19 protein-coding genes are annotated in these 25,617 nt (G+C 60.1%); 2 read left to right on the forward strand and 17 right to left on the reverse strand.

Annotation, left to right across the window (positions count from 1 at the left end):
• Window positions 1-197: 197 nt before the first annotated feature.
• The 17 genes from ACQKP2_RS20015 to yaaA all read right to left on the reverse strand — a co-directional run bounded on the left by ACQKP2_RS20015 (window position 198) and on the right by yaaA (window position 22,467).
• Complete coding sequence (locus ACQKP2_RS20015) at window positions 198-929, reverse strand: hypothetical protein (protein WP_427578854.1); 732 nt, start codon at window positions 927-929, stop codon at window positions 198-200.
• A gap of 63 nt (window positions 930-992) precedes the next feature.
• Window positions 993-2,264 (reverse strand): hypothetical protein, encoded by a 1,272-nt coding sequence (locus ACQKP2_RS20020; RefSeq protein WP_427578855.1) that lies wholly within the window; start codon window positions 2,262-2,264, stop codon window positions 993-995.
• 345 nt (window positions 2,265-2,609) lie between these two features.
• Window positions 2,610-3,434: an SDR family oxidoreductase gene (locus ACQKP2_RS20025; protein ID WP_427578856.1), complete on the reverse strand. Its 825-nt coding sequence runs from the start codon at window positions 3,432-3,434 to the stop codon at window positions 2,610-2,612.
• Between the two features lie 49 nt (window positions 3,435-3,483).
• The gene (locus tag ACQKP2_RS20030) at window positions 3,484-3,948 is read right to left on the reverse strand and encodes a multidrug transporter (RefSeq protein ID WP_427578858.1); all 465 of its coding nucleotides are present in this window, start codon (window positions 3,946-3,948) and stop codon (window positions 3,484-3,486) included.
• A gap of 264 nt (window positions 3,949-4,212) precedes the next feature.
• Window positions 4,213-5,664: a mannose-1-phosphate guanylyltransferase/mannose-6-phosphate isomerase gene (locus tag ACQKP2_RS20035; RefSeq protein ID WP_427578859.1), complete on the reverse strand. Its 1,452-nt coding sequence runs from the start codon at window positions 5,662-5,664 to the stop codon at window positions 4,213-4,215.
• A 192-nt stretch (window positions 5,665-5,856) separates the two neighbouring features.
• Window positions 5,857-6,525, reverse strand: a complete 669-nt coding sequence (locus tag ACQKP2_RS20040) for an alginate O-acetyltransferase AlgF (RefSeq protein ID WP_427578861.1) — start codon at window positions 6,523-6,525, stop codon at window positions 5,857-5,859.
• An 18-nt stretch (window positions 6,526-6,543) separates the two neighbouring features.
• Window positions 6,544-7,719: an alginate O-acetyltransferase gene (locus ACQKP2_RS20045; protein WP_427578862.1), complete on the reverse strand. Its 1,176-nt coding sequence runs from the start codon at window positions 7,717-7,719 to the stop codon at window positions 6,544-6,546.
• A gap of 11 nt (window positions 7,720-7,730) precedes the next feature.
• Window positions 7,731-9,296, reverse strand: a complete 1,566-nt coding sequence (locus ACQKP2_RS20050; RefSeq protein ID WP_427578863.1) for an MBOAT family O-acyltransferase — start codon at window positions 9,294-9,296, stop codon at window positions 7,731-7,733.
• A 212-nt stretch (window positions 9,297-9,508) separates the two neighbouring features.
• Complete coding sequence (locus tag ACQKP2_RS20055; protein WP_427578865.1) at window positions 9,509-10,648, reverse strand: mannuronate-specific alginate lyase; 1,140 nt, start codon at window positions 10,646-10,648, stop codon at window positions 9,509-9,511.
• Window positions 10,649-10,656: 8 nt separating this feature from the next.
• The gene (locus ACQKP2_RS20060; protein ID WP_427578867.1) at window positions 10,657-12,105 is read right to left on the reverse strand and encodes an alginate O-acetyltransferase; all 1,449 of its coding nucleotides are present in this window, start codon (window positions 12,103-12,105) and stop codon (window positions 10,657-10,659) included.
• A 10-nt stretch (window positions 12,106-12,115) separates the two neighbouring features.
• Entirely contained in the window at window positions 12,116-13,705 is a 1,590-nt protein-coding gene (gene algG, locus ACQKP2_RS20065; RefSeq protein ID WP_427578868.1) for a mannuronan 5-epimerase AlgG, read from the reverse strand.
• A gap of 26 nt (window positions 13,706-13,731) precedes the next feature.
• The gene (locus ACQKP2_RS20070; RefSeq protein ID WP_427578870.1) at window positions 13,732-15,213 is read right to left on the reverse strand and encodes an alginate export family protein; all 1,482 of its coding nucleotides are present in this window, start codon (window positions 15,211-15,213) and stop codon (window positions 13,732-13,734) included.
• A complete protein-coding gene (gene algK / locus ACQKP2_RS20075; protein WP_427578871.1) occupies window positions 15,210-16,709 on the reverse strand; it encodes an alginate biosynthesis TPR repeat lipoprotein AlgK in 1,500 nt (499 codons plus the stop codon). Before algK ends, ACQKP2_RS20070 begins: the two co-directional genes overlap by 4 nt.
• A gap of 15 nt (window positions 16,710-16,724) precedes the next feature.
• Window positions 16,725-17,894: a PilZ domain-containing protein gene (locus ACQKP2_RS20080; protein ID WP_427578873.1), complete on the reverse strand. Its 1,170-nt coding sequence runs from the start codon at window positions 17,892-17,894 to the stop codon at window positions 16,725-16,727.
• A gap of 35 nt (window positions 17,895-17,929) precedes the next feature.
• Window positions 17,930-19,411 (reverse strand): mannuronan synthase, encoded by a 1,482-nt coding sequence (gene alg8, locus ACQKP2_RS20085; protein ID WP_427578874.1) that lies wholly within the window; start codon window positions 19,409-19,411, stop codon window positions 17,930-17,932.
• 124 nt (window positions 19,412-19,535) lie between these two features.
• Complete coding sequence (locus tag ACQKP2_RS20090) at window positions 19,536-20,852, reverse strand: nucleotide sugar dehydrogenase (protein ID WP_427578876.1); 1,317 nt, start codon at window positions 20,850-20,852, stop codon at window positions 19,536-19,538.
• Between the two features lie 835 nt (window positions 20,853-21,687).
• Entirely contained in the window at window positions 21,688-22,467 is a 780-nt protein-coding gene (yaaA, locus tag ACQKP2_RS20095) for a peroxide stress protein YaaA (RefSeq protein ID WP_427578877.1), read from the reverse strand.
• 286 nt (window positions 22,468-22,753) lie between these two features.
• Here yaaA and ACQKP2_RS20100 point away from each other — a divergent pair, with 286 nt between their 5' ends.
• Together ACQKP2_RS20100 and ACQKP2_RS20105 are read left to right on the forward strand one after the other, a co-directional pair.
• A complete protein-coding gene (locus tag ACQKP2_RS20100; RefSeq protein WP_427578878.1) occupies window positions 22,754-23,878 on the forward strand; it encodes a polysaccharide deacetylase family protein in 1,125 nt (374 codons plus the stop codon).
• A gap of 335 nt (window positions 23,879-24,213) precedes the next feature.
• Window positions 24,214-25,608: a PhoH family protein gene (locus ACQKP2_RS20105; protein ID WP_007972659.1), complete on the forward strand. Its 1,395-nt coding sequence runs from the start codon at window positions 24,214-24,216 to the stop codon at window positions 25,606-25,608.
• The last annotated feature ends 9 nt before the right edge of the window (window positions 25,609-25,617 follow it).

The following is a 25,617-nucleotide window of genomic DNA, read 5'->3' on the forward strand; positions in this document are numbered from 1 at the left end:
CGCTGGAATAAGATTTACGCATAGCCAAACACCTCAGATTTGGGCGCCATCATAGCGCCCGATTGAAGTGTCCAAAATCATTAGGCCAGTTCAGCACGCTCGCGATGGAGTAGCAGGCGCCGCGGGCATTCAGAAAACCCGCGTTATCGTTAACGCCCATCGCGAGCATGCTCGCTCCTACAGGTGAGCGGTGATTACTAAACGTTGATTGTCGCTGGCTGAGCAGTGAGGTTGGGAAGACTGCGCAATGCAGGGTCCTGCCCCAATGTCGGCGGATAGAGCAGTTGAATGGACACAGGCAGTTCCATTCCCGGCTCCAGCAAGTACTGATCTGTTGCCGGCGTGTGCAACTCAATCACGCCCTCCGTGCCGTCATGGGCGACATCCAGCCAGGGGTTGGCATGAATCTTCGTTCCTTGCGGCAAGCCTGCAACTGTGAATTTCCACTGGGTAAACGAACCGCCAATGGCACTCAGGATCACGTCATGGCTGTAGATCCAGCCTTTGGAGACTTGATCCTGCCAATGCCCCTTGAACACCTGGCGGGCTTGAATATCCAGTGTTGCAACAGGCCTGGCCAGGACGGGGCAATAGATGTCTTCCTGATAGGTGGGTTGGTAGTAAACGATGCCACACAACTCGGCGATGGATGAGCCGTCGAGATCCTTGTCGGATCTCAACGTCACCGTGCGTCGGGGATTCCAGCCCTGAGTCTGTACGCCGGTAATCGTCAGGGTGCTGAAACCCCAATGTTCGTTGGTGATCATTTGCGCGCCATCGACGGGCATGGAGGCGTGCAGCAGCGTTACATCCTTGGCCACCCGGAACTGTAAACGAGACCCCACGGGCGGTGGAGCACCATCGGTTTCAAGAGTGAAGCCGAATGTCATCGGCACGCCCTTTCTGATCCCGTTTACAAAATTGTCCATTCTGATATCCAGCAGTTTGCTCATCTCAAAATCCTTTTTGAAATTTCATCGGTTCGGGGCTGTTCAGCCCTGATAGGCGTAGACATGGCCGAGTGCGCCACCCAGTCCCAGGGTGTTGCCAGCCAGCAGAATCCGGCCGTTTGCCTGGATTTGCAGGAGTGCCAGCGGGGTTTGCAGTGCGGTGTCTTCCTGGATGCTTCCATGTTGGCCGAAGCTTCGGTCGATCAAGCCGTTGGCCTGATAGCGCAGGGTGTAAAGACGTTGGGAACCACCCGTGGTGATGATTTTTCCATCGGCCTGGCGGTGGCCGCAGATCCATTCATTGCCGTGCACGGGGTCGACGGCGGTCAACACCGGTCGACCGCCATTGAACGCGGGGAACGGATTGCCCGTTGAATCCAGTCCCGCCAGCAGCCCGAAGTTTCTGAATGGCGTGCTGGCCTGGCCGATGCCGACCACATTGCCTGAGCCTGTATCGATCAGGTCGTGAAGTATCACGGTACCGTTCGGTATGTTCAGCGTTGAAAAGCCCGGTGTTTCATCACTGCCAAAATCCGTGTCGAGTTCACCCGAATGGGAAAAGCGAGCGACATAACCGAGTGTTTCATTCATTGAATTTCGAGCGCTTCCAGCAACCAGGATTGTGTTGTTTGCTTGCGCGAGTAATGCATTGACAGACGTTGCAGTGAAAGCAGGGTGTGTGATGTCGAGTTTGCCGGTGTTGTTGAAGCTTTTATCAAGATTACCGTGCATGTCGATGCGTATTACGGTGCCGGTAGAAGTATCTCCATTCAGATAAGTTGCAGTGATAACTATGTTTCCATTATCCAGTACATGCAGTGTGCTGCTGTCGTCCACAAGTAAGCCGAGCGTGTTGTTATCGATGATGACGCAGCCTTGCCGACCAAAGTTTTGGTCGAGTGCGCCGTCCTTGTCGAAACGGGCAATGACCAGGCGTTTGGGGCTATAGGTATCGACCTTTCGCGACCAGCCCAGCATCAGGATATGCCCGTCCTCCTGCACGGCAACCTTGCCCCCGGCGCAGTCGTATCCCCCGGCAAAATTGCCGAGGGCCAGGCCATTGTCGGCGAAGCTCTTATCGAGGCTGCCATCGCCATTGAAGCGCGCCAGGCCATAAAGCCCTTTGAGTTCTCGGGCGAGCCATGCACCGACCAGGATCTTTTCGTCGGCCAGGAGTGCAAGACCTTTTACATGCCGGTCGGTGTCCAGTTCGTGCTCAAGTTTGAATAGCGTGATAACACCGTCATCGCCAAAGTTTGGGTCACGTTCCGATGGGATTGAAAAGGTAAAAGAATTTTGGGTAATAACGTCCATATTATTGCCTTGTTTGTTTAAGTTGTTTGATTGGTTAATCCATTGTTTGATGGATTAATTGAGACGTTATAGCGCCGGATATTTGTTGGCGAGAGGGGAGGGGGCGTTGAATGTTAGGGGGTGTTGCTATTGCGCTGTGGCGGTGTTGGATACAAAAGTGACCGCCACAAATGGCCGCGAACCAGACGCTGCGGTGCACCTATCGCACCGCGTTATCGTTGTTCGCCCGTAGGAGCGAGCGGGCGGCGATCCGACTTGCCCGCGAAGGCAGCCTTAAGTCGTACATCGCCTTCGATAACGCCTTCGCCGGCAAGCCTGGCTCCTACGGTGAACCAGATGCCGCGATCAGAGCTGCCCGCGCAACCCGAATCGCTTCATCAGCGTCGATTCCAGCAGGCCCTTGGGCAGTAGTGTCGCCAGCAGCGGCAACGCGCGGCTGCCGTTGCCGAGGCGAATCAGGCGTGGCGGTTTGTTCTGCTGTACCGCTTTCAACAGGGCGGCGGCAAATTCACTGGCGGGCGTCGGTTTGTCCTGGGAGGCTCTGGCCCGCGCACGAATGCCTTCGCGCAGGGGAAACCATGGCGATTCTTCGGTGATCAATTGTTCGGCTTCGTGGCCCGCATTCTTGGCGAAACTGGAGGCGATGGCACCGGGTTGCACTTCCATTACCCGCACGCCGAATGGTGCCAGTTCCATGCGCAGCGCATCGCTCAAGGCATGCACGGCCGCTTTCGATGCGCAATACGCGCCGGCGAATGGCGTGACCAGCACCCCGGAAACGCTGCCGACATTCACCACAATCCCCTTGGCCCGGCGCAGCACCGGAAACAAGGCGCGCGTGACGCCGACGATGGCGAACACGTTGGTTTCGAATTGACGCTGCATCGCCTGCACACCGCCATCGAGCAGCGGCCCCATGGCGCCGTAGCCGGCGTTGTTGATCAGCACATCAAGGCCGCCGTGCTGGCGATTGATCCGTTCGCTCAACTGTTCCAGTGCCTGGGTGTCGTTGACGTCCAGTTGCACGGCGGTGAATCCGGCGGCGCTCAGCATGGCGACGTCCTGAGCCTTGCGTGCACTGGCCCAGACTTGGTATCCGGCGCTTTTGAAGGTGTCGGCGAGGGCGCGGCCGATGCCGCTGGAACATCCGGTGATCAACGCAATGGGCATGGCGCGGTCCTTGTTCAATCAGTGGGAAAGCTCAAAGGGGCAGGATCGTTCAGTCGGAAAAACTACCCTGCAAACGCTCGGCGCGAAACTCCAGGGTTTCCGGGCGGTAGCCGGGGCGCAGCGGCGGCAAGGGCAAACAGTCTTCCCAGTTGCCCCCGGCCTGCAGTTCGCCGGGGCCGCGATACCGTGGGGCGGTGTATTGATTGTCGGCCAGGTTGACCGTGTCGCCCGGTGCGTAGGCGGCGACCCGCCAGCGCAGTTCGATCAGCGGCACGTCGTTGCCGTTGTTCAGCGTCAGTTGCAGCGGCCGGTCGGCGGGGCAGTGTTGCGGGGCGTAGCTGATGCGCAATTCCAGGCGTTGCAGTTGCTTGAGTTCGCGGTGGTCCATCCAGATCACCCACGTGGCGACGATGCCCAGGCCTACGGCGGCGGCCATGGATACGGGCAAAGCCTTGGCCGGGTAGCGCAGCAGCAGGACCAACCAGGTGATGACCAGCAGGACGCCGATGAGCATGACGCGCGAACCTCGGGAGTGGAGAAGTCCATCCTACCTAAGCGCAGGTGGGGTTGGCGATGGGCGAGAGTTTTGTGGTGCCGGTAATGGCCTCATCGCGAGCAGGCTCGCTCCCACATTTGAAATGCATTCCCCTGTGGGAGCGAGCCTGCTCGCGATGGGGACCTCCCAGACAACAAAACCCCCAAAGCAAAAAAAGCCCCGGTCACCCTGCTGCGGATAAGGAGCGCAGCAAGGGGACCGAGGCCCAAGTCTTAATGAACGTTATTGCGCGATGGTTTTCACCGACACGCCGCGTTCGATCGGGGTCGAGCGACCGTAGATATCGTCGTACCGCTCGATATCGTCTTCACCCAGGTAGCTGCCCGATTGCACTTCGATGATTTCCAGCGGGATCTTGCCCGGATTGCGCAGGCGGTGGACCGAAGCAATCGGAATGTAGGTCGACTGGTTTTCCGTCAGCAGGAACACATTTTCATCGCAGGTCACTTCAGCCGTACCGCTGACCACGATCCAGTGCTCGGCGCGGTGGTGGTGCATCTGCAGCGACAGGCACGCCCCCGGCTTGACCGAGATGTGCTTGACCTGGAAGCGGCCGCCCATGTCCACCGAGTCGTAGGAGCCCCACGGACGATAGACTTCGCAGTGATTCTGGGTTTCGCTGCGACCCTGTTCGTTGAGGGTGTTGACCAGCTGTTTCACGCCCTGGACCTTGTCCTTGTGCGCAATCATCATGGCGTCCTTGGTCTCGACCACGACGATGTTTTCCAGGCCGATCACCGACACCAGTTTGCCGTTGCCGTGGATCATGCAGTTGCGGCTGTCCTGGACCACTACGTCGCCCTTGGTGACGTTGCCGTTGGCGTCCTTCTGGTTGACTTCCCACAGCGACGACCAGCAGCCGACGTCGCTCCAGCCGGCAGTCAGCGGCACCACGCAGGCGCGCTGGGTCTTTTCCATGACCGAGTAGTCGATGGAGTTATCCGGGCAGCAGGCGAAGGTGGCTTCGTCGATGCTGACGGTGTCAGGGTCCTGCTGGCTGCGTTCCAGGGTCAGCAGGCAGGTGTCGTAGATGTCCGGGTCATGCTTTTTCAGCTCTTCGAGGAAGCGGCTGGCGCGGAACAGGAACATGCCGCTGTTCCAGAAGTAGCCGCCGGACTGGACGAACTCGGTGGCGCGTTTCACATCCGGTTTTTCGACGAAGTGCGAGACACGGCTGACGCCTTCGGGCAGCAGCGAGTCGTTGGAAGACTTGATGTAGCCGTATCCGGTTTCCGGCTTGGTGGCCGGTACGCCGAACAGCACCATTTCGCCATTTTCGGCAGCGACCGTGGCCAGGGCCAGGGCGCGTTGCAGGGCCTTCTGGTCTTCCAGCACGTGGTCCGCCGGCAGCACCAGCATCAACTCGTCACGGCCTTCATTGACCAGCATCATCGCCGTCAACGCCACGGCCGGCGCGGTGTTGCGCCCGAACGGTTCCATCAGGATGCGCTGGGTTTCCAGTTTGCGGGCGCTCAGTTGCTCGTTGACGATGAAGCGGTGGTCCTTGTTGCACACCACGATCGGCGTGTCCATGCCTTCGAAGACCAGGCGCTCCAGGGTTTGCTGGAACAGCGTGTGTTCGCCCGTCAGCGCCAGGAACTGTTTAGGGAACTGCTTACGGGAAAGCGGCCAGAGACGCGAACCGCTACCACCTGACAAGATCACCGGAATCATGTTGTTACTCCTTGAAAATCGTTTGGTTAGAGCGACGAACCTTGTGTCGTTTCACTCTTGTTTTTGTTCCGTGTCCAAACTGACGCCTCGATCCATTGTGGGAGCTGGCTTGCCAGCGATGGCGGCCTCATGGGCGCCTTCGCCGGCAAGCCGTGCTCCTACAGGAGCGTGTATCAATCCGGAAAAAATTAATTAGCGCGTCGATACCGGGCGTTTCACCCAGACCGGCGACAGGCTGCTGCCGCTGCCGGTGACGTACAGCACTGCGGCTTCACCGCGCTCCAGGGCGACCGGTTTCACGTCGCCGACTTTCGTTGCACCATCGTACAGCGCCAGGCTGACTTTCACCGGGTTGATCTCGCGTTCGCCACGACCCTTGGCGGCCACGTTCGGCACCACGTCGGTCTTGCCGTCGGCGGTTTTCAGGGTCAGCGCCTTGTCGCTGAGGTTCTGTACCCGTACCAGGGATTTCTGTTTGTTCTTGAACGGCGGCTCTTCAATCAGTTGCGGCGCGCCGCTGGCGTTGTTGACCAGGGTGTAATAGTGGTCGCCGGCCAGTTTCACCGGCAGCGTCTGGCTGCCGACCTTGGCACTGTAGTCACCGCCCGGCATGAAGCTGAAATCACTGCTCGCCAGCGGTGCCACATCGTTCAGGTTGGTGTTGCCGACAGTGGCGCTGACTTCGCTGTTGCTGGCGTTGTAGATGCGCACGAAGGTCGAGCCTTTCGGCGCGGTCGGGCCGTACAGTGCCGCGTCGCCACCGGCGAAGGCCTGCATGGAGAGCACACTCATACCAGCAACCAGTGCGACTGTCTTCAGGGAGCGGGTGGCGAGACGACGAGGTGTAGTAGTGAACGTCATGGAAGTACCTCTCTCTTTTCAGTTTTGCGCCCGGTCGGGCGTCTCGGATTTGTTGTTGATGGCTACGTTTTGCTGGCGCGCGCCGGCTTGTTTAAGCTCTGCGACCCACTGCGGGTCGGCGTCGCCGATTTCGTTATTCACAGGCAGATATCGTTCAGGGAACTCCCAGATCAGCACTTGGGGCGGGCTGTTCTTGAAGGCATCGCTTTTGAGGTAGCCGAGCATCGGCAGAATCGGGCCGTGGCCGTCCTCGGCGTAATTGACCACGTCGCTGCGCAGGGCTTGTTTCAGCGCACCGACGAAGTTCCAGTTGGGGTTGGCGCTGTAGCTGGTGCCGATCAGCGCCACCGGTACTTCGGTATTGGCAAACAGGGCGTCGTCACCGGCAGGCTGGTCCCCGGCGGCGACGGTGTTGCGTTTTTGCAGGGCCTCGGGTGCCGGCATGAGGTTTTCGAACAGCGGGTCCAGCGGCAGGAACAGGCGCAGGTCGCCCTTGTGGGTAATTTTCTCGGCAGGTTCAGTGACAAAGTCTTGCGGTTCGCCGCTCAGCGGGAATTTGTCGGCAATGGTCCTGGCCAGTGTGTTCGCCGCGATCTCGGCACCTTCCGGAGTCCAGTGGGTGTCAGTGCGCAGGAATACCTGCTGGCCGTCACGTTTGGCCGCTTGCAACGGACCGAGCAAGTCCGGCGCGGGAATCCGGTCGGCGGCCAGACGCTGGTGGAAGTCCTTGTAGAGGTTGGCGTGGATGCTGGCCGGCTTCGCTTCGCCGAGGTGTTCCGGGTACAGGCGCGCCTTGGCCGGCACCACCGCCATCACCAGTTGCACGCCTTTGTCTTTCAACACCTGGCGCACCCCTTCGACCAGCGCGTAGTTGCCTTGCAGGTTGAGCTCTTCGTTGACCACCGGATGGAATTCTTCATCGCTGTACAACCACTGGTCGCGGCCCAGCACGACGCCCGGGCGACCCTCGTTGAACAGCTTGAAATCCAGTGCCGCCCAGAGATTGGTGCCCAGGCGCTTGATCGGGAACTCGTCGTCGTAGTGCGTCTCCACGGCCTTGGTCCAGCGACCGTCGAGCACCGTCGCATTGGCGTTGGTACTGAAGCCGAAGAAGCTGCGCACCGACCACAGACCGAGCACCAGCAAGGTCACCAGGAACAGGGCGATGTAGAACATGCGTAATGAGCGGGTCATGGTCAGATCCCTCAGAACTGGAAGTAAAGGAACGGCGAGAAGCTTTGCGCCGAGAGTTTGAGAATCGAGGCGATGAACAGCAGCAGGACCAGGGCACGCATCGCGTAGCGTGACCAGTCGGAGGTCCAGTAGGCCGGTTGCACCTGGGCTTCGACGCCGACGGTGTAGCCCGGCTGATGGAGGCTGGCCGGGTGATCACCGGGGACGGCTTTGACGGTTCCCGACGTGGCACCGGCGGGGCCATCGGCATCGTCGTTGAGCGCAGGTCGGGTCTTGACCGGTGTCTGGCTGGTGTAGAAGTCACGCAGGCCGAAAAGCGCCAGCGTCACGTAGGCCACGATCAGGGTCGCCACTTGCAGGCCGGTGAGGCTGGCCCGGTTCAGTTCCGACAGCGACCAGTCGCCGAAGCTGAACATGGCGCCGTACATGCGGCCGGCGACGTGTAGGTTTTCCGCGCGGAATATCACCCAGCCCATCACCACCAGCAGGAAGGTCAGTGCCCAGCGGATCGGGTTGAAGCTGCGCGGCGACGTGTTCAGGCCAATGGCTTTTTCAATGGCCAGCCAGGTGCCGTGCCAGGCCCCCCAGACGATGTAGGTGATGTTCGCACCGTGCCAAAGACCGCCGAGCAGCATGGTCAGGAACAGGTTGCGATAGGTCATCAGCGTGCCTTTGCGATTGCCGCCAAGGGTGATGTACAGGTAGTCGCGCAGCCAGGTAGACAGGCTGATATGCCAGCGCCGCCAGAACTCGGTGATCGACTGGCTGACATACGGCTGCTTGAAGTTTTCCATGAAGCGGAAACCCATCATCAGGCCTAACCCGATGGCCATGTCGCTATAGCCGGAGAAGTCGAAATACAGCTGCGCGGTATACGCCAGGGCGCCAAGCCAGGCATCGCCCGTGGTCGGGTTTTGCAGGGCGAAGCAATGGTCGGCCACCACGGCCAGGGTGTCGGCGATGAACACCTTCTTGATGAAGCCCTGCATGAACCGCGTGCAGCCCTCGGAAAATTTATCGAGGGTGTGGGTGCGGTTGTTGAACTGGTCGACCAGGTCGCGAAAGCGCAACACGGGACCGGCGATCAGGTGCGGGAAAATCGCCACGAATGCCGCGAAGTCGATCAGGTTGCGCGTCGCCGGGGTATCGCCACGGTAGACGTCGATGATGTAGCTGATGGATTCGAAGATGTAGAACGAGATTCCGATCGGCAGCAACACGTGGGTCAGGATGAACGGCTCAAGGCCCACTGACGTCATCATCGCGTTGATGCTGTCGACGCCGAAGTTGGCGTACTTGAAGTAACCGAGGATGCACAGGTCCACGGCCACGCCGAGCAGCAGCCAGCGCTGGGCCGGTTTGGTCCTGACTCCGGCGGCGCCGACCCTCAGGCCGATCCAGTAGTTCCACAGGGTGACGCCGGCGAACAGCGCCAGGAAGTCCACGCGCCACCAGGCGTAGAACACGTAGCTGGCGATCAGCAGCAGCAAATTGCGATAGCGTTGCCCGCTCACGTAGTACAAGCCGAGAAAGACCGGCAAGAACAGAAACAGGAACACGTTGGATGAAAAAACCATCCCGATCTCTCCTTGTTTAACCAACAGTCAAGGGCCAACGGCCCCCCCAAACCCCCCACGAAAATCCGGGGGGGCAACTCACAAAACTCAAACTCGAAGCTGACCCTGTGGGAGCGAGCCTGCTCGCGATTGCGGTCTGACATTCAACGATGCTGTCGACTGATACACCGCTTCGCGAGCAGGCTCGCTCCCACAGGGGGTCTGTGTTTGTTCTAGGAACCCTTGTTGCCCTTTTCATTGGCCGGGTCGTAGACCCGGGTCAGGTCACCGCCGAGGCGGAAGGTCTTGAACGGTTGCATGGCGTGTTTCTTCGCCAGCACTTCCGGCGAGCAGGTGTAGAGCGTGCAGAAGGGCTCGAGCCAGGCGAATTTCATGTCCTCTTTCAGATCGGTCATGTCCTGTTCCTTGCCGTTCTTCTTCTCGAACGCGCCCGGTTCTTTCACCCCGGCGAGTACGCGATCACCGAGTCGTTTCAAGGCACCGTTGTTTTCCTGGCGCAGATCCACGCCATTGACCTGGGCGAAACTGGCGATCATCGCCAGTGGCGGCAGGGCGTAGTTGTGGTAGGCCAGCGCCCGTTGCTGGCGCTTGAGTTCGTTGGGCAGGTAGCCGTCGGCGTCGACCTGGCTGGCGCCGATCCTGTATTCCTTCACCGCCCAGTCGAACAGGTCGCGACGGTTGGTGGCGATGGAGGTAGCCATCACCGACCAGGCGGCCCAATACGAATGGTTGTTGGTTTGTTCCAGCGGCAGGTTGTCCCAGTCGCTGACCACCTGATCGGCCATCTTGCTGAACCAGCCTTCGATCAGTTGCGCTTGCTGCTGATGCGCGGCCAGTGGATGGGAGTCGGAGAACTTCAGCCGAATGTACGCAGACGCCATGCTGCCCAGCGCCCATTTGCGCATGGACTTGCCGGTATGGTTGAAGTCCCTGGACATCAACGCATCGGCCTGGGCCCAGGCCGTCAGCCAGTTCAACGTGCACTCCAGTTGTGCCGGGCGCCCGTCGCGCATGAACTGCATCACCCGCTTGCTGGTGCCGCGCTCCAGCCTGGTGATGTCGGCGGTGCTGTCGCGGAAGGCCTTTTCCGATTCCGCGTTCAGGGTGGCGCGGGCCTTGTCCGAGCCTTCGTACTTGCTGCGAAATTGCAGCGCGCCGGTGTAGGGCTTGGGCATTGCATCGCAGCCGTCGTTACCGTCGCCGGTTTTGACCTTCTCGATCGGCGCGTAGTAACCCTGGGGCGGGCGCAAGGGTGCAGCCGCTTGCGTGGCCCCGGCGAACATCGCCAGCCCTAGAAATGAAGAGCACAGGAGTGTGGGAGCCAACAGGTTTTTCAATATCGGGTTGTGCATGGCAGACCTCATTGCCCGAGCGAAGCGGTACGTTGCTCCGCGCCAGGGAACACGTTGCGTTTGCAGATTTTCGCTTCGACTTTCTGTGGCGCGGTGCCTGCTTCAGGACCCTGGACTTCGACGGCCAGCAGGTTCTGCGAAGCCCAGTCTTCATCCGTGCGCAACTCGAAGGCGAAACGTCCGTCGGTTTCGGAGGTTTCCGGTTTTTCGATCTTGATGTCCTCGTGGCGCCCGTTCATGTACCAGAGGGTGGCGTGCAGGGTTTTCACCGAGGTGTCGGCGAAGCGGATGTCGACCTGATGGCCGCTGTTGCGCAGGTCCAGGTTCTTGCTGTTGACCATCAGTTCGTTCTTGCCCGGCTTGAGCGTGGTGCTCCCGGACATCTGTGCATCCTTGCCTTCGCAACCGTTGTCCAGCAGCGCCATCATCTGGCGGTAGATGGTTTCCTGGTCCAGGCGATACAGCGGCGAGAATTCCCAGATGAGAATCTTCGGCGGGTTCTTCTGGAACTCGTCGCTGCCCAGGTACTGCAACATCGAACCTTCCAGGCCGCCGCCGGGGAACGCGACATTGAGAATGTCGGCGCCGATGGCCTCTTCGAGGAAACCGGCGAAGTTGTAGTTCTTGCCGCTGTGACTGGTGCCGACCAGGGTGATCTGCGGGTTGCCGGAGTCGCCGAACAGATCGCCATCGCCCGCTTCGCCCTTGGGTTCGGTGGTGAACTGGTCCATGTACTGGATGGCGTAGCTGGTGCCGCAGAGTTGCCCGGCCATGTTGTGCAGGGTGCCGGTCTTGCCCATGCGGCCGGACTTGTGGGTCTCGAATTCACGCTTGGGAATGTCGGCGAAGGCCGGGATCTGCCTGACCTTTTCGGCGACGATTTTCGCTGTGCGCTGGGCGCCGTACGGGGTCCAGTGCTGGTCGCCGCGGAAGTAGAAATCGTGCGCCGGCAGGGTGTCGGGCAGTTGCTCGTTGGTCAAAGGCGACAGGTCCGGCACGACATAGCCCATCTGCGCGAAACGGCCGAGCATGGACTTGTAGTTTTTCAGTGCCTTGTCGTAATCGAAGCTGGCCTTTTCGGCCGGGTTCAATTTGTTGCGGTTCACCAGGCCACGGGTCGGTTGATAAACGACAACCAGCTCAACGCCTTTGCTCTTGAACGCATCGTGCAGTTGTTTCATGCGTTTGTAGCCGGCGGGGGTGGTGTCGAATTCGGTGCGCAGGTCTTCTTGCGTACGGAACAGCCAGTCGCCCTGGGCCTGCACCAGCGTGGTGAAGTTCTGCTGGTAGCGGGTGGTGTAATTCTTCGGGTCGTGGGCGGCCGGGCAGAGGCTGCAGCAGGGTTCCGCACTGAAGCTTGGCGCCTTGGCGTCATCGGCGCGAACACCGCCGCTGGCCGCGAGAATACCGGCGGCCAGGGCCGACAGGCTGAGTAATTTGATCAGGTGTGGGTGCATAAAATTATCCTCAGTCCCGCATTTCGGTCTGGCGTTCGACAGGGTCGATCAGCACGGCTTTCTGCTGGCGCACCAGCAGGTCGAGAATTTCATCCTGACGATCGCCGAGGATGCCGGTGAAGCTGATCCCGCTGGCCTTGGTCGGTGCGAGCATGGACACCCGGTACAACTCGACGCTCAGCGGCGAGTCGATGGACAGCGGGCCGCTGCCGTTGGCCGCGAGTTCGCCGCCGACCACGATCAGCGACACCTCGGCGTCGAACGGGTCGAGCTTGATGTCACGGTCGGTGTTGGTCAGGTCCTTGATGTGCCCGTAGATGCCCGTCAGGCCATTGGCCATGGCCACGTTTTCGTAGAGGCGGATGTTCACGCTGTTACGAATGCGGATACCGTGGCGCTTGTTGCTCAGCACCTTGTTGCCCCACAACAGGTTGTCGGCACTCTCGTAGAGGGTGATGCCGTCGGTGTGGTTCTGGTAGATCTCGTTGTGGGCGATCAGGTTGTTCACGCTGTTACGGTCGATCACCAGCCCCGAGAGGTGGTTGTCGTAGCTGCGGTTGTTGAAGATGAAGCTGTCGTTGACCTCACGGGAAATAATGATCCCGTGCTTCTTCTTCGTACCAAACACCGTGTTGTCGGCAATGATCAGCCCGTGCGAGCGGTCATGCGGGTCGATGCCGTAGACGACGTTGTCTTTGTAGGTGTTGCCCTTGACCACGAAGTCGCGGGTTTCATAGCAGTAGAAGCCGTACCACATGTCCGAGAACTCGGAACCGACGATCCAGCCGGTCGGTTCGGGGCGCTTGAGCACCTTGGCCATGTTCGGCGTGTATTGGGAAATACTCACGCCGTAGGACTTACTGTTGGCGTAGCCGAAACTGGCGATCTTGCTGTTGGCGATGTAGGTCTCGGTGCCGCCCCAGGACAACAGGAACGGACGGAACTCCTTGGGCGAATTGAACGTCGCCGGGCCGTTGTCCTTTTCACGCCAACCGGTGATTTTGGTGTCACGCACAAACAGCTGGCCGTCGTTGACCAGGAACGAGCCGCCCTCCTGGGACAGGCGCAATTCCTGGGTCTGTTTGTCGATTTCGAGGATGCCGTGGCGGCCGACCACGATCGGCAACCTGGCCAGGAACACACCCGGCGAGGTTTCGCTGAAGTACTGCTTGGGTACTTTTTGCGCCAGGTCCTTGAGGTTCATATAGCCGTCGTCGACGAAGATCGCCTGGGGAATGCCGTGCTGACGCACCACCCACTCGGCCATCTTGTTGTCGCCGCCGATGAAGTCCTTCAGGGCGTCTTCCTGCATCATCCGGCGCAGGCTGATCTTGCCCGGTTTGCTGCGCACGATTTTTGCCGCAATAGCCTCGGCGGTGTAGCCGGAAATGTCCGGCAATTTTGGCTGTTCAAGCTCCAGCGGCGCGGTCGGTGCGCTGCTGACGGTGTAGGTCTTGGCCTGTTGCAGCCCCTTGGCGATGGTGGCCGGGCGTGCCGGTTTGGCGGGTGTCGCCGGCTCTGCATTGGCGAAGGCGACCGAGCTGGCCAGCAGCATCGCGCCGGCCAGCAAGGTGAGCGAACCTCGCTTCGAGTTATTCATATCGGGCACTCCCTTCGCGGCCTGCATCAGAAGCGCCAGATCACGTCGATGAACGCGCGGTGCATGTACGAGTCGACCTGACTGCCATAGGCATCGCCCGGCTTGAACACGCCGCCACGGAAACGCACCAGGGCCGAAGGCTCGTCGATCGACTGACTCAACGCCGCCGGCAACAGGCCCTGCTTGAAGTACTTGGTCACCACCAGGTCCATTTCCTGACCGAGGTCTTTCTCGCCATCGTTCAACGGCAGTGACGTGCTGGACAGCACGGCGCCGGTGACGTCGTCGGTGTTGTTCTCGACCGCGTTGATGCCGTTGTTGCCGATAGGCTTGTTGCCGTCGACACGCCAGAACTTGTGGTAGATCAGGCTGGCGTCGTACTGGTCGTTGAGCATCCACGAGCCGAACAGCGTCGCGGTCTGCATGTTGCCCATTTCGCCGCGGAAGGCTTCGCCGAAACGGTGCACACGCGAGCGCGTACCGGTGTAGTTCGAGCGGTTGCTTTCCAGGCCGTTCTGTTCGTACTCGGCACTGGCGCGGGCATAGGCGGCGCCCACCTGCCATTGCGGGTCGAGGCGCAGGCGCACGCCGACATCGGTGGCCCAGCCGTTGAGGTCTTCACCGCGCTTGGCCTGGGCCGGGGGCGTGCCGTCGGCGTTCAGCGGATTGACCGTGTCGGTGTCGCCGCGCATGCCGGTGATGCTGCCCCAGTAATTGACCGTGTTGGTGTTGCGCCAGTTGTAGGCGTCGCTGTCGGCGGTCAGGCCGAGCCAGCTGATGTCGCCGTTCTGTTTCTTGTCCAGCGTGTCGTTCGGTACACCCGGTTGCGGGTAGTCGAGCTTGCCGTTGTCATGGGTGTGATGACCGCGAATGCCGACCCACTGACCCGGTGTCCACTGGTACGCCGCATCGGCATAGGCGTGCAGGCGATCCTTGTCCTTGGGCGACAGTTCGGTCAGGTCGGTGCGGTATTCGCTGAAGCGTTCGGCGATGCCGGCATTGGCGCGCAGCAGGGTGGTGTCGAAGGTCCAGTTCAGCGCTTCGATGTTGGTGTCGCGCCATTGGCCATCGTCATTGCGCAGGCGCTGGCGACCGAACTTGAGGATCTCGCCGGGGTAGGGCGTGAAGCCGCTGTAGCCGACCCAGAACTCACGCATGGCCAGGTAGTTTTTCTTGGCCTTGCGATCACCGTTGTCGGTGGTCTGGGTACCGTCGGATTGTTGCAGGGTGTCGGTTTCGATGATGTCGGTGGACGTCACCGCCTGACCCATGGCGTAGGCACTCCACGCGCCATTTTCACCATAGACCCACGGGCGCAGGTCCAGGCCGACACCGTTGACGTCGCCACCGGGAGCGGTGCCGAGGTCGCTGTCATCTTCGGACTGAGCGGTGATTTTTGCTTCGAGACCAAAGTTCTTGGTTTCAGTGATCGCAGCGAGTGTCGGGCACGACCAGATCAGGGCGAATGTGAGACCGATACCGGCCTTCATGAAAGGATTCAATTTCATAGGGTTTCCTCGCCGCCGTCTTCTTGCAGGGCGTTCAATTCCGGCGTTTTCGGGCTCAAGTTGCCGCGCACGGACTGTTCCTGTTTCAACAGGCGTTGCGCTTCGGCCAACCGGTCAGGCGGCAGTTGCGTTTGCAGTGTCTGGACAAGTTCGGTGGCTTGTGGGGTGTTCTGCGCCAGGGCCAATTGACTGAATACGTAGGCATTGACCGGGTCAGGCTTGGTGCCCTTGCCCTGGGAAAACAGTTGGGCGATGGCGAAGTCGGCGCTGTTCTGGCCGTTGCGCGCAGCGGTCAGCAAATGGTCGAGGGCTTTCTGCGGATAGACCTTGCCCAGGTAGCCACGGCGATAGATCTGGCCGAGGTAGTAATCGGCAGCCACTTCGCGGCCGACGGCTTTCTGGAAATGTTCTTCGGCGACCTTGGCGTCGGCCGGCACCAGTTTGCCTTCGTAGTAGAGCTTGCCCAGCAGCAGTTCGGCGCGAGGCTGGTCGGCGGCGCGGCCGTTGTCCAGGTACTTCATCATCTGGTCGACGTCGCCCAGTTCGGGGAAGTCGTAGAGCAATTGCGCGAGGGTGACCCACGACGCCGGGTAGCCCGGAGCGATGGGTTCGAGCAACGACTGCGCGGTTTTTTCGTCGGTCTTGCCCAGGGTCGAGTCCGCCAGCACGCGGGCGACACTGTCCACCCGCTGGGCCGATACGCTGCCGCGTGCATGGCCGGCCTGCAGCTGCTTGATCAGTTCGGCCTGTTGTTCCGGCAGGGCCTTCTTCTGGTAAACCGTGGCCAGTTCGACATAGCAGATGTCGGTGGTAGGGAGGGCGGCCTTGCAGATCTTTTCCACGTCATCCAAATGCTGGTCGTAGGTGCCCTGGGTGCGATAGAGCAGCACTTGCGCCAGGCCGGCTTCCGGTTTTTTCTCGGCGCGCCACTGGCTGATCTGCTGCTGTGCATTCACGTTGGGAAAGCTGTGCGGGTATTGCAGGTACAGCATCGCCAGCGGGATCAGGGTGTTGCCTTCGCCGGCGGCCGCGGCTTTTTTCAACAGGCCTTCGGCTTCGTGTTGTTCGGCTTCGGTGGAGCCGGGCTTGGCCACCAGCAGTCGGCCGAGGCGTGCCTGGGCGCGCGGCGAAACGCTGGCGGCGGCGCGGTAAGTCGCCTCGGCCTGTTTCATTTGCGCCGGGTCGCGGCTGTCGACCTGAATGTCCGCCAGACCAACCTGGGCTTCGCTATAGCCCAGGTCCGCCAGTTGCTGGTAGTTTGCCGCTGCGGTAGCGGTATCGCCACGCTTGAGGGCTTCGTTGGCCAGGCGCTGGTCGGGCAGGCCGGCGCAACCGGCGAGGCTCACGGCCAATGCAACGGCACACAGAGATCCAATGTGGGAGCGAGCCTGCTCGCGATGCAGGCACTGTGGTGCATCAGGCATACCGCGCTGATTCAATCGCGAGCAGGCTCGCTCCCACAGGGTCGGCAGCGTGTTGAGGGTCGGAATGGTCACAGGCATGTCCTCGAATCAGAGACCGGCAGCCATGGCTTTGTCGATCAGCCAGTTCAGGTTCGGGCCGCGGTCGCTGTTCACTTCCACCGGGCGACCGGCCAGGCTGCTGTCCAGGGCTTCGTCCGGCTGGATCAGGACGCGGATGTCGGACGACAGGTCGGCGCTTTTCAGGCTGGTGCTGCTGACGATCTTGCCGGTGCGGGTCTGGTCTTCGCCGGCGACCTGGAAGCGCACCGCCGTGCCTGGGCGTACGTCGCCGAACTGGCGATAGGAGAAGCGTGCTTCGACATTGGCCTCGCTGCCGCGCGGAACCAGTTGGAAGATCACATCGCCTTTGCTGGCGTACTGACCATCGGCGACCATTTGCTGGGCCACGGTGCAATCGCAGGGCGAGGTCAGGGTGCCGGTCATTTGCTTGCCGAACAGTTCCTCGACCTTGGCCGGTTGCAGTTGGTCCTCATCCAGATGCCCCTTGAGCACATCGAGCATGCTGGTGCTGAAGGTCGCCAGCGGTGCGCCCTTGGCAGCCACGCCGTCGGTTTTCACCAGGCTCTGTACGGTGCCGTCGCGAGGCATGGTGATACTCACGCCGGGCACGCTGACCAGGCCGGCCTGGGCATGGCTGACGAAGTACATGCCGTACACCGATTTGAATACGAAGCCGAACGCTGCAAGGCCGACCGCGAAAACGCCCAGGCTGAAGGTCACGGCTTTCAGGCGCCCGAACGGGGTCATGCCGTGGCCGCCGTCCTTGATCTTGCGTGCCTTGGTGAAGTTGTCGCGCTGCAGGGTCGCCAGTACTTCGCCAATGCTGACGATGTCGCCGGCCAGGTGCGAAGTGATCAGGTGACGCAGGGTCGAGATGTCTTGCGGCTCAAGATTCTGGAACTGGCAACCGACACGACCGGTCGGGCGGTCGAAGGAGCGCACCTGCAACTCGACGTCCATGGCCAGGCCAAGGTTGTCGATGACGAATTGCAGGCGGGCCTTGTACACATCGCCGCTCTTGAGTGGCAGTTGACCGGCGTTGAAGGCCAGGCCACCGGCGGAGAGGTCGATCACTCGTGCTTCGACCGGCGTGCGGTCAGGGCCGAAGAAGCGCAGTTTGGCCGGGATTTTCACGCGGGCGTGTTGGCGCTGGGCTTCGGATTCATGCACTACGTTGGCGTTGACGGCGGTATTCATAAGGGCGTTTTCCTAGTTAATTCAGGCGAGTCCGGTCAGACCATCAACAGCAGCACGGCGACGAAAATGCTGCCGGCGGAGAAGGTCATGGTCCGAGACGACCAGGTGTTGAACCAACGTTGAAAGCTGGCGAGATCACGGGACAGAGAAGTGGGCTGGCGAGTCCAGGACTGTTGGTCGAGGCGGAAGAACACGTAGATCTTCACCAGTGCGCCAACGATCTGGTTGTAATAGAGAATCGCCGGGTAGGCCGGCCCGATCCGGTGGCCGGAGCAGGACAGCAACAGGGTCAGGATCAGGCGGGTGATGCCGATCCACAGCAGGTACACCAGGATGAACGCGGTGCCGTACTTGAAGCTGGCGATCAGTGCCACGGTCAGGCCCAGCAGGGACGTCCACATCGATACGCGTTGATCGAACAGCACCACCGAGGTGAACGCACCCAGGCGTCGGATACCCAGGCCCAGGGCGCGGGAGTTCTGGCGCAGGTTGTTGCCATACCAGCGGAACATCAGTTTGCGGCTGGCCTTGATGAAGCTCTTTTCCGGCGGGTGCTCGACGGTGTTGATCGCCGCATCCGGCACGTAGAAGGTGTCGTAGCCCAGGCGCATCAGGCTGAACCAGCTGGACTTGTCATCGCCGGTAAGGAACTTGAAGCGACCCAGGCGCCAGTGTTGCAGCGAGTCGCTTTCCACGTCGGCAATGAACTCGGGGTTGGTGACCACGGTTGCGCGGAACACCGACATGCGTCCGGTCATGGTCAGCACGCGCTTGGACAGGGCCATCGAGCACATGTTGATGTGACGCTGGGCGAAGCGCAGCTTGTGCCATTCGCTCATGATGTAGCCGCCACGCACTTCGCAGAACTCGTTGGTGGTCAGGCCGCCGACATTGCCGAACAGCTGGAACCACGGCACGGTCTTGCGCACCACGCCTTCGCCGAGCACGGTGTCGCCATCGATCACGGCCACCACGGCGCGGTCATCCGGCAAGTGGCGGGAGATGGCGCGAAATCCGTAGGCCAGGCCGTCGCGCTTGCCGGTACCGGGAATGCGTACGAAGTCCAGCTTGACCCGCGCTGGCGGGTTCATGCGATTCCACAGGCTCTTGACCAGCAGCTCATCGGACATTTCCACGATGGAGCAGACCACGGTGGTGGGTAGGCCGCAGTCGATGGCTTCGCGAATCACCGAGCTGTAGACCTGTGCGGTGGTCAACGCGTCGATGCGGAAACTGGTGACCATCAGGAATACGTGGGACGGGTCCGCCGCGTTGCCCAGCTTGCGCACTTTGCGCCGCAGGTGCGGGTAGACCACGTACAGAAACAGCATGCCGCGCAGAAAATGCGTGGCGCCCATCGAGTAGCGCCAGATACCGACGATACCGATCAGGAAAATGAAGTCCTTCGATTCGGGGTCGAAGGTGGACACAGGCAACGCCACGGCGAGGCCCATCAGTAAACTTGTATAAAACAGCCAACCGGCGGCCTGGAGTAGGCCGTGCTTTAGCCTGTGCATAATCTGCATCCGTCTCGATTTCGGGCGGGGCGGTAGGAGCGAGGCTTGCCCGCGAAGGCCGTTTGCCTGACACATACGGGTGTCTGGTTCGCCGGCGAGCCTGGCTCCTACAGGGGGTGGTGTGTTACCAGCAGATGCCTTCGGTACGGCCGGTCACGCTGGTAGCCTTGGACATGAAGCCCACCAGGTCGATCACCTGCTTGCCGTGCGGAACGTCCTGCGCCAGGGCGCGGAATTTCTCGTCACGGTTGCCGAGGATGATCACGTCGGAGTTGTTGATCACCGCGTCGAAGTCATCGTTGAGCAGGGACGAAACGTGCGGGATCTTCGACTCGATGTAGTCCTTGTTCGCACCGTGGACACGGGCGTACTGGACGTTGCTGTCGTAGATGCTCAGGTCGTAGCCCTTGCCGATCAGCATTTCCGCCAGATCGACCAGCGGGCTTTCGCGCAGGTCATCGGTGCCGGCCTTGAAGCTCAGGCCCAGCAGGGCGACTTTGCGTTTTTCGTGGCTGGAGACGATGTCGAAGGCGTTCTGTACCTGGGACTCGTTGCTGCGCATCAGCGAGTTGAGCAACGGGGCTTCCACGTCCAGGGAACCGGCGCGGTAGGTCAGGGCACGCACGTCTTTTGGCAGGCACGAACCGCCGAAGGCGAAACCCGGGCGCATGTAGTACTGGGACAGGTTGAGGGTCTTGTCCTGGCAGACCACGTCCATCACTTCACGGCCGTCGACGCCGACCGCCTTGGCGATGTTGCCGATTTCGTTGGCGAAGGTGACCTTGGTGGCGTGCCACACGTTGCAGGTGTACTTGATCATTTCGGCAACGGCGATGTCCTTGCGGATGATCGGCGCATCGAGTTCTTCGTACAGCGATTGCAGAACGTCGCCCGACGCCCTGTCGAACTCACCGATCACGGTCATCGGCGGCTGGTCGTAGTCGGCGATAGCGGTGCTTTCACGCAGGAACTCGGGGTTGACCGCGACGCCGAAATCGACGCCGGCCTTCTTGCCGGAGCATTCTTCGAGAATCGGGATGACCACGTTGGCCACGGTGCCCGGCAGTACGGTGCTGCGCACCACGATGGTGTGACGGGTGGTTTTGTCGCGCAGGACAAAACCGATTTCGCGGCACACGGCTTCGATGTAATTGAGTTCCAGGTCACCGTTCTTCTTGCTCGGCGTACCGACGCAGATCATCGACAGGTCGGTGTCGCGAATCGCTTCGGCGAAGTTGGTCGTGCCGCGCAGGCGACCGGTCTGGATACCTTGTGCCAGAAGTTCACCCAGGCCCGGTTCAACGATCGGCGACTTGCCGGCATTGATCATATCGATCTTGTCCTTGGCCACATCGACGCCAACAACGTCATGGCCCCGTGCAGACAGGCATCCGGCACATACAGCGCCAACGTAACCCAAACCAAATATGCTGATGCGCATCGCAATTACCTCTCTGATATCAAGCTCGTGTTTTACCAAGCCATTAGATGGCCGGAGTTAGTGGTTTTCAGCGGTCGTAGTGCACGCGCAAGTTCACCCCGCAGGCGTGAAACTGCCGTGTACTGGCATATAAGTTTCGAGTGTCTAACTACCTGCACTCAAAATGTGCGCAACTAGGGCTTATTGTTGTGAGTTGCCCGGATATGCAGCCGATCCTCCGCCTGGAGGATATTCGTGCAATGGTCTCGCGCGCTCGAACTCAGGCCGAAGGGCCGTGGGGCAAGCGTTCTGGTGCTTGCGTGAGCACGGTTATAGGGGCGCTGCCTTGGCCCTGTAGGGGATAGTCTTCATCGGTTATCTCCTGTCCTTTCCATGTTGTCCGATTCAGGGATTAGTCGGCGAAAGTTAGTATGACAACTTCGCTACATGAATCTCTGCTCTGCGTAAGTTATCTCCTACGAGCTCTGTGAGAAACGTTACGGTGGGTATGAACGATGCGCTCAGACATAGTTCCGATCGATCCTTCATGATTTTTGAAATTTCTTGAAATATTGAGAAAGATGGCACTGCTCTCATATTGATAGCACTTGCCGTTTCGCCCTTTATATATAGGCGGATTATTGGCGGGGATAGTTTTTTGCCACTACCGAAGAAAATTTTCAGTGCCACTACTGAAAAAAATGACGGAAGTCGAGTGAAACTAAAGTTAGAAATCCGGATGGCGTTATTTTGACGCCATAAATATGGCGATTTTGAGGGGGAAGATCATGGGAAGGCAGGAGGGTTGCAGGGTCGGCGCGGATCGATTTTCGAGGTCTCGCGCCGACCTTGAGCATCAATCCGGAGCGTGATCGCGCAGGAACACCAGATTGTCCGGTTTCGATTGTTCGGCACTGTAGCGATAGCCCTGTACGTCGAACTGTTTGAGGGCGGCCGGATCGTTGATGCGCTCCTCGATGACGAAGCGGCTCATCATGCCCCGGGCCTTTTTGGCGTAGAAGCTGATGATCTTGTACTGGCCGTTCTTCAAGTCCTTGAATTCGGTATTGATGACGCGTGCATTCAGGGCATTGCGCTTGACCGCCGAGAAATACTCGTTGGACGCCAGGTTGAGCAATAGGTCATCGCCTTGATCGGCCAGGGCTTCGTTGAGCCATTCACTGATGCGCGAGCCCCAGAAGGCGTACAGGTCCTTGCCGCGGGCATTGGCCAGTTTGGTGCCCATTTCCAGGCGGTACGGCATCATCAGGTCCAGCGGACGCAGCAGGCCGTACAGGCCCGACAGCATGCGCAAATGTTGCTGGGCATAGTCGAAATCGGCTTCGCTGAAGGTTTGCGCATTCAGGCCGGTGTACACATCGCCCTTGAATGCCAGCAACGCCTGTTTGGCGTTCTGCTGAGTGAAGGCGGGGGTCCAGCTGCCGAAACGTGCGGCGTTGAGACCGCCGATCTTGTCGGAGACATGCATCAGTTCACTGATCTGCGCTGGCGTCATGTCACGCAGTTGCAGAATCAGTTCCTGGGAATGGTCAAGAAATTGCGGCTGGGTGAAGCGCTGGGTCGCCGGCGGTGTTTCGTAATCGAGGGTCTTGGCGGGTGAAATCACCATCAGCATGAAGTCGTCTCCTTTAATCGTGGGGGCGATTCTAGGGGGTTGTTCCGGCTGACTCCAGCTATCGAGTCCATAGGTGATCGACGGCTAACGACAATCCTCTGTCCCTGGTCGTTCCCACGCTCTGCGTGGGAACGCCGCCCCGGACGCTCCGCGTCCGTTCGCCGGTGTGACGCAGAGCGTCCCGGGATGCATTCCCACGCAGAGCGTAGGAACGATCAGACCTGCTGCAGGAATGAGGGTGGGATCGGCTATAGTGCCGCGCGGGTTTTGTTATGGAGACATCCCATTGCGTATCGTTTTTCTGTTTTCGGCGTGGCTGCTGAGCCTGGGGGCCATTGCGGCGCCGGGCGATGTGGCGACACTGGATCGCGCGACCTGGCCGGAAAAGTTGAGCAGCCCGACGCTGTTCGACGTGGCGTCGCGGGCCGAAATCCTCATGTTTGCCCGCACGCTGCTGGCCAGCGAGTCGCTGGATGAACCGGCGCTGGCGCAGCGTCTGGGCTTGCGCACGGTCAACATGGAGTCGGTCAACCGCGTTCGCCAGCGCATGTGGCAACGCCTGCTCAGCGGCTTCGAATTCGCCCAGCAGAGCTGCGACCAGGATGCTTCCTTCTGTTTCCTGGTCGAGGATATGCCCACCCTGCGCGAGCAGGCCGGCAAGTTCCAGATCGGCGAGGACAGTTACTACATCAAGTGGGCCGAACCGAGCCGTCTGTTTCACGCCCAGTATCTGGATGAGCAGTTGCGCAAGGCCGCACTGTTCCCGCAAACCGCCAGCGAAGTCGATCATTTTGGCGACTATGAGCGCAACGGCGACGCCATGCATGACCGGCTGTTTCTACTGACCTTCGACAGTGCCGCCAACGCTGTGCCGGACAACACGGCCTGGGTCACCGACTACCTGCGCAAGTCGAACCTGAACGGGACGTTCTTCGTGCTTGGCAAGGACATCCAGGCGCGCCTGGCGGAGCGTTCGGTGAGCAGCCTGCAATCGACCTATTCAACGCAGTGCGTCGGTGTACAGGGCTGGGAATTTCGTTCCCACAGCCATTGGCAGGACTGGCAGGACTCGGTGCGGCGCAGCGTCGAGCTGGTCAAGGGCAAGCTGCCGGAAAACTATGTGCCGCTGTTCCGTCCGCCCGATGGTCAGCGCCGCCCGGATGCAGAGGGCTTCTTTACCGCCCAGGGGCTGCAGGTGGCGCTGTGGGACATCGATGCCCAGGACGGTGCCGGCAAGCTCAAGGCCAGCCAGAGCGCACAACGGGTGCTGACCCTGATGCTGCTGTGGCGCCATGGCGTGATCAATTTCAATGTCAAACAGGATGGCGTGAAAACGGCATTGCCCTGGCTGATGAGCCAAACGGCGCAGAGCGGGATCGGTTGGGAGGAGTGTCAGGACGCGTTCCGCTGAACACGCCCGATGCCTTGAATATTGGCTAAGGGGCGATTTTTGGAGGGATTTTGCTGCAGGTTGATCTCCGACTGTAAACGCGTGATGGCAGTCCGCCAAGTGCTATTGGTCAATCTGCAAAATAAACTTCAAAAAAGCGTCAAAGTGCTTTTTTCTGTCACATGTTTTGGAGTATTACGAAGACAGACCGCCGAAACCTGCAACACAGGTGGCGTCTTCCAAGACCCTGCTTGCTTGCAGTTCACCTGAATCCCCGCAGGTGAATCCGGTGGTCACTTCGAGGCGCAGCACTGTCAAGGTATTGCGTCGAATGGCTCCCACTAAGGTGACCGAGTATGGATGATCACGGACGTAGCTCTTCTTCCAACCAGCCAATCCTGTATGTACTCGATACCAACGTATTGATTCACGATCCAAACGCGCTGCTCAATTTCGAAGAACACCACGTCGCCATCCCCATGACCGTTCTGGAAGAGCTGGACAAGCTCAAGAGCGGGCATCACAGCGTCGCTGCCGAATGCCGCCAGGCCATTCGCCTTATCGACAAGACCCTGGGCGATGCCTCGCCCGAGGATGTGGAACAGGGCGTTCCGATCCAGCGCGGCAAGAGTGGACCCAAGGGCTTGCTGTCAATTCTGATGAGCAAGCATGCCGAGCCGAACCTGATTCTGCCCGAGCATCTGAACGACAACAAAATCATCAACCAGTTGATCGATCTGCACACCAGGGATCCGAAAAAGCCTGTGGTGCTGGTCACCAAAGACATCAACATGCGCCTCAAGGCCCGCGCATGCGGGATCGCGGCCGAGGACTACAGTACAGACCAACTGGTCGACGACGTATCGTTGCTGCCTAATGGCTATCACAACATGACCGGCTCCTTCTGGGACCGTGTGAGCAAGGTCGAGACCCGTCAGGACCACGGACGCACCTGGCACCAGGTGCAACTGATCGACAACCTGCCGGCGGTGCATATCAACGAGTTCATCATCGACGAGCAAGGGTTCGTCGGCTGGATCAAGGAGATCGAGGAAGACAGGTTGCTGATCCTGGACCTGCATCAGGAACCGCTGCTGCACCAGGAAGCCTGGGGCCTGAAACCGCGCGACATCTATCAGAGCCTGGCGCTGTACGCGTTGCTCGATCCGGACATCCATCTGGTCAACCTGTCCGGTGCGGCCGGTTCCGGTAAAACCATCCTGGCCCTGGCGGCGGCCATCGAACAAACCATGGTCAGCAAACGCTACCGCCGGATCATCGCCACCCGCAGTGTGCAGGGCCTGGACCAGGAAATCGGCTTCCTGCCCGGCACCGAGGCGGAAAAAATGGAGCCTTGGCTGGGCGCCATCACCGACAACCTCGAAGCCTTGCACATGGATGATGAAAGCACCCATGGCAGCGTCGACTACATCCTCAGCAAAGTGCCGTTGCAGTTCAAATCCCTCAACTACATCCGGGGGCGCAGCTTCCAGCAGAGCCTGATCCTGATCGATGAATGCCAGAACCTGACCCCGCACCAGATGAAGACCATCATCACCCGTGCCGGCGCCGGTTCCAAAGTGGTGTGCCTGGGCAACCTGGCGCAGATCGACACGCCTTACCTGTCCGCGACCAGCTCGGGGCTCACGTACCTGACCGAACGCTTCAAGGACTTCCCCAACGGCGTCCACATCACCCTGCAAGGGGTGCCACGTTCGATTCTGGCCGAGTACGCCGAATCGCATCTGTAACTGCCTCAA

The organism is Pseudomonas sp. NPDC089569 (assembly GCF_050280625.1).
GTDB lineage: Bacteria > Pseudomonadota > Gammaproteobacteria > Pseudomonadales > Pseudomonadaceae > Aquipseudomonas.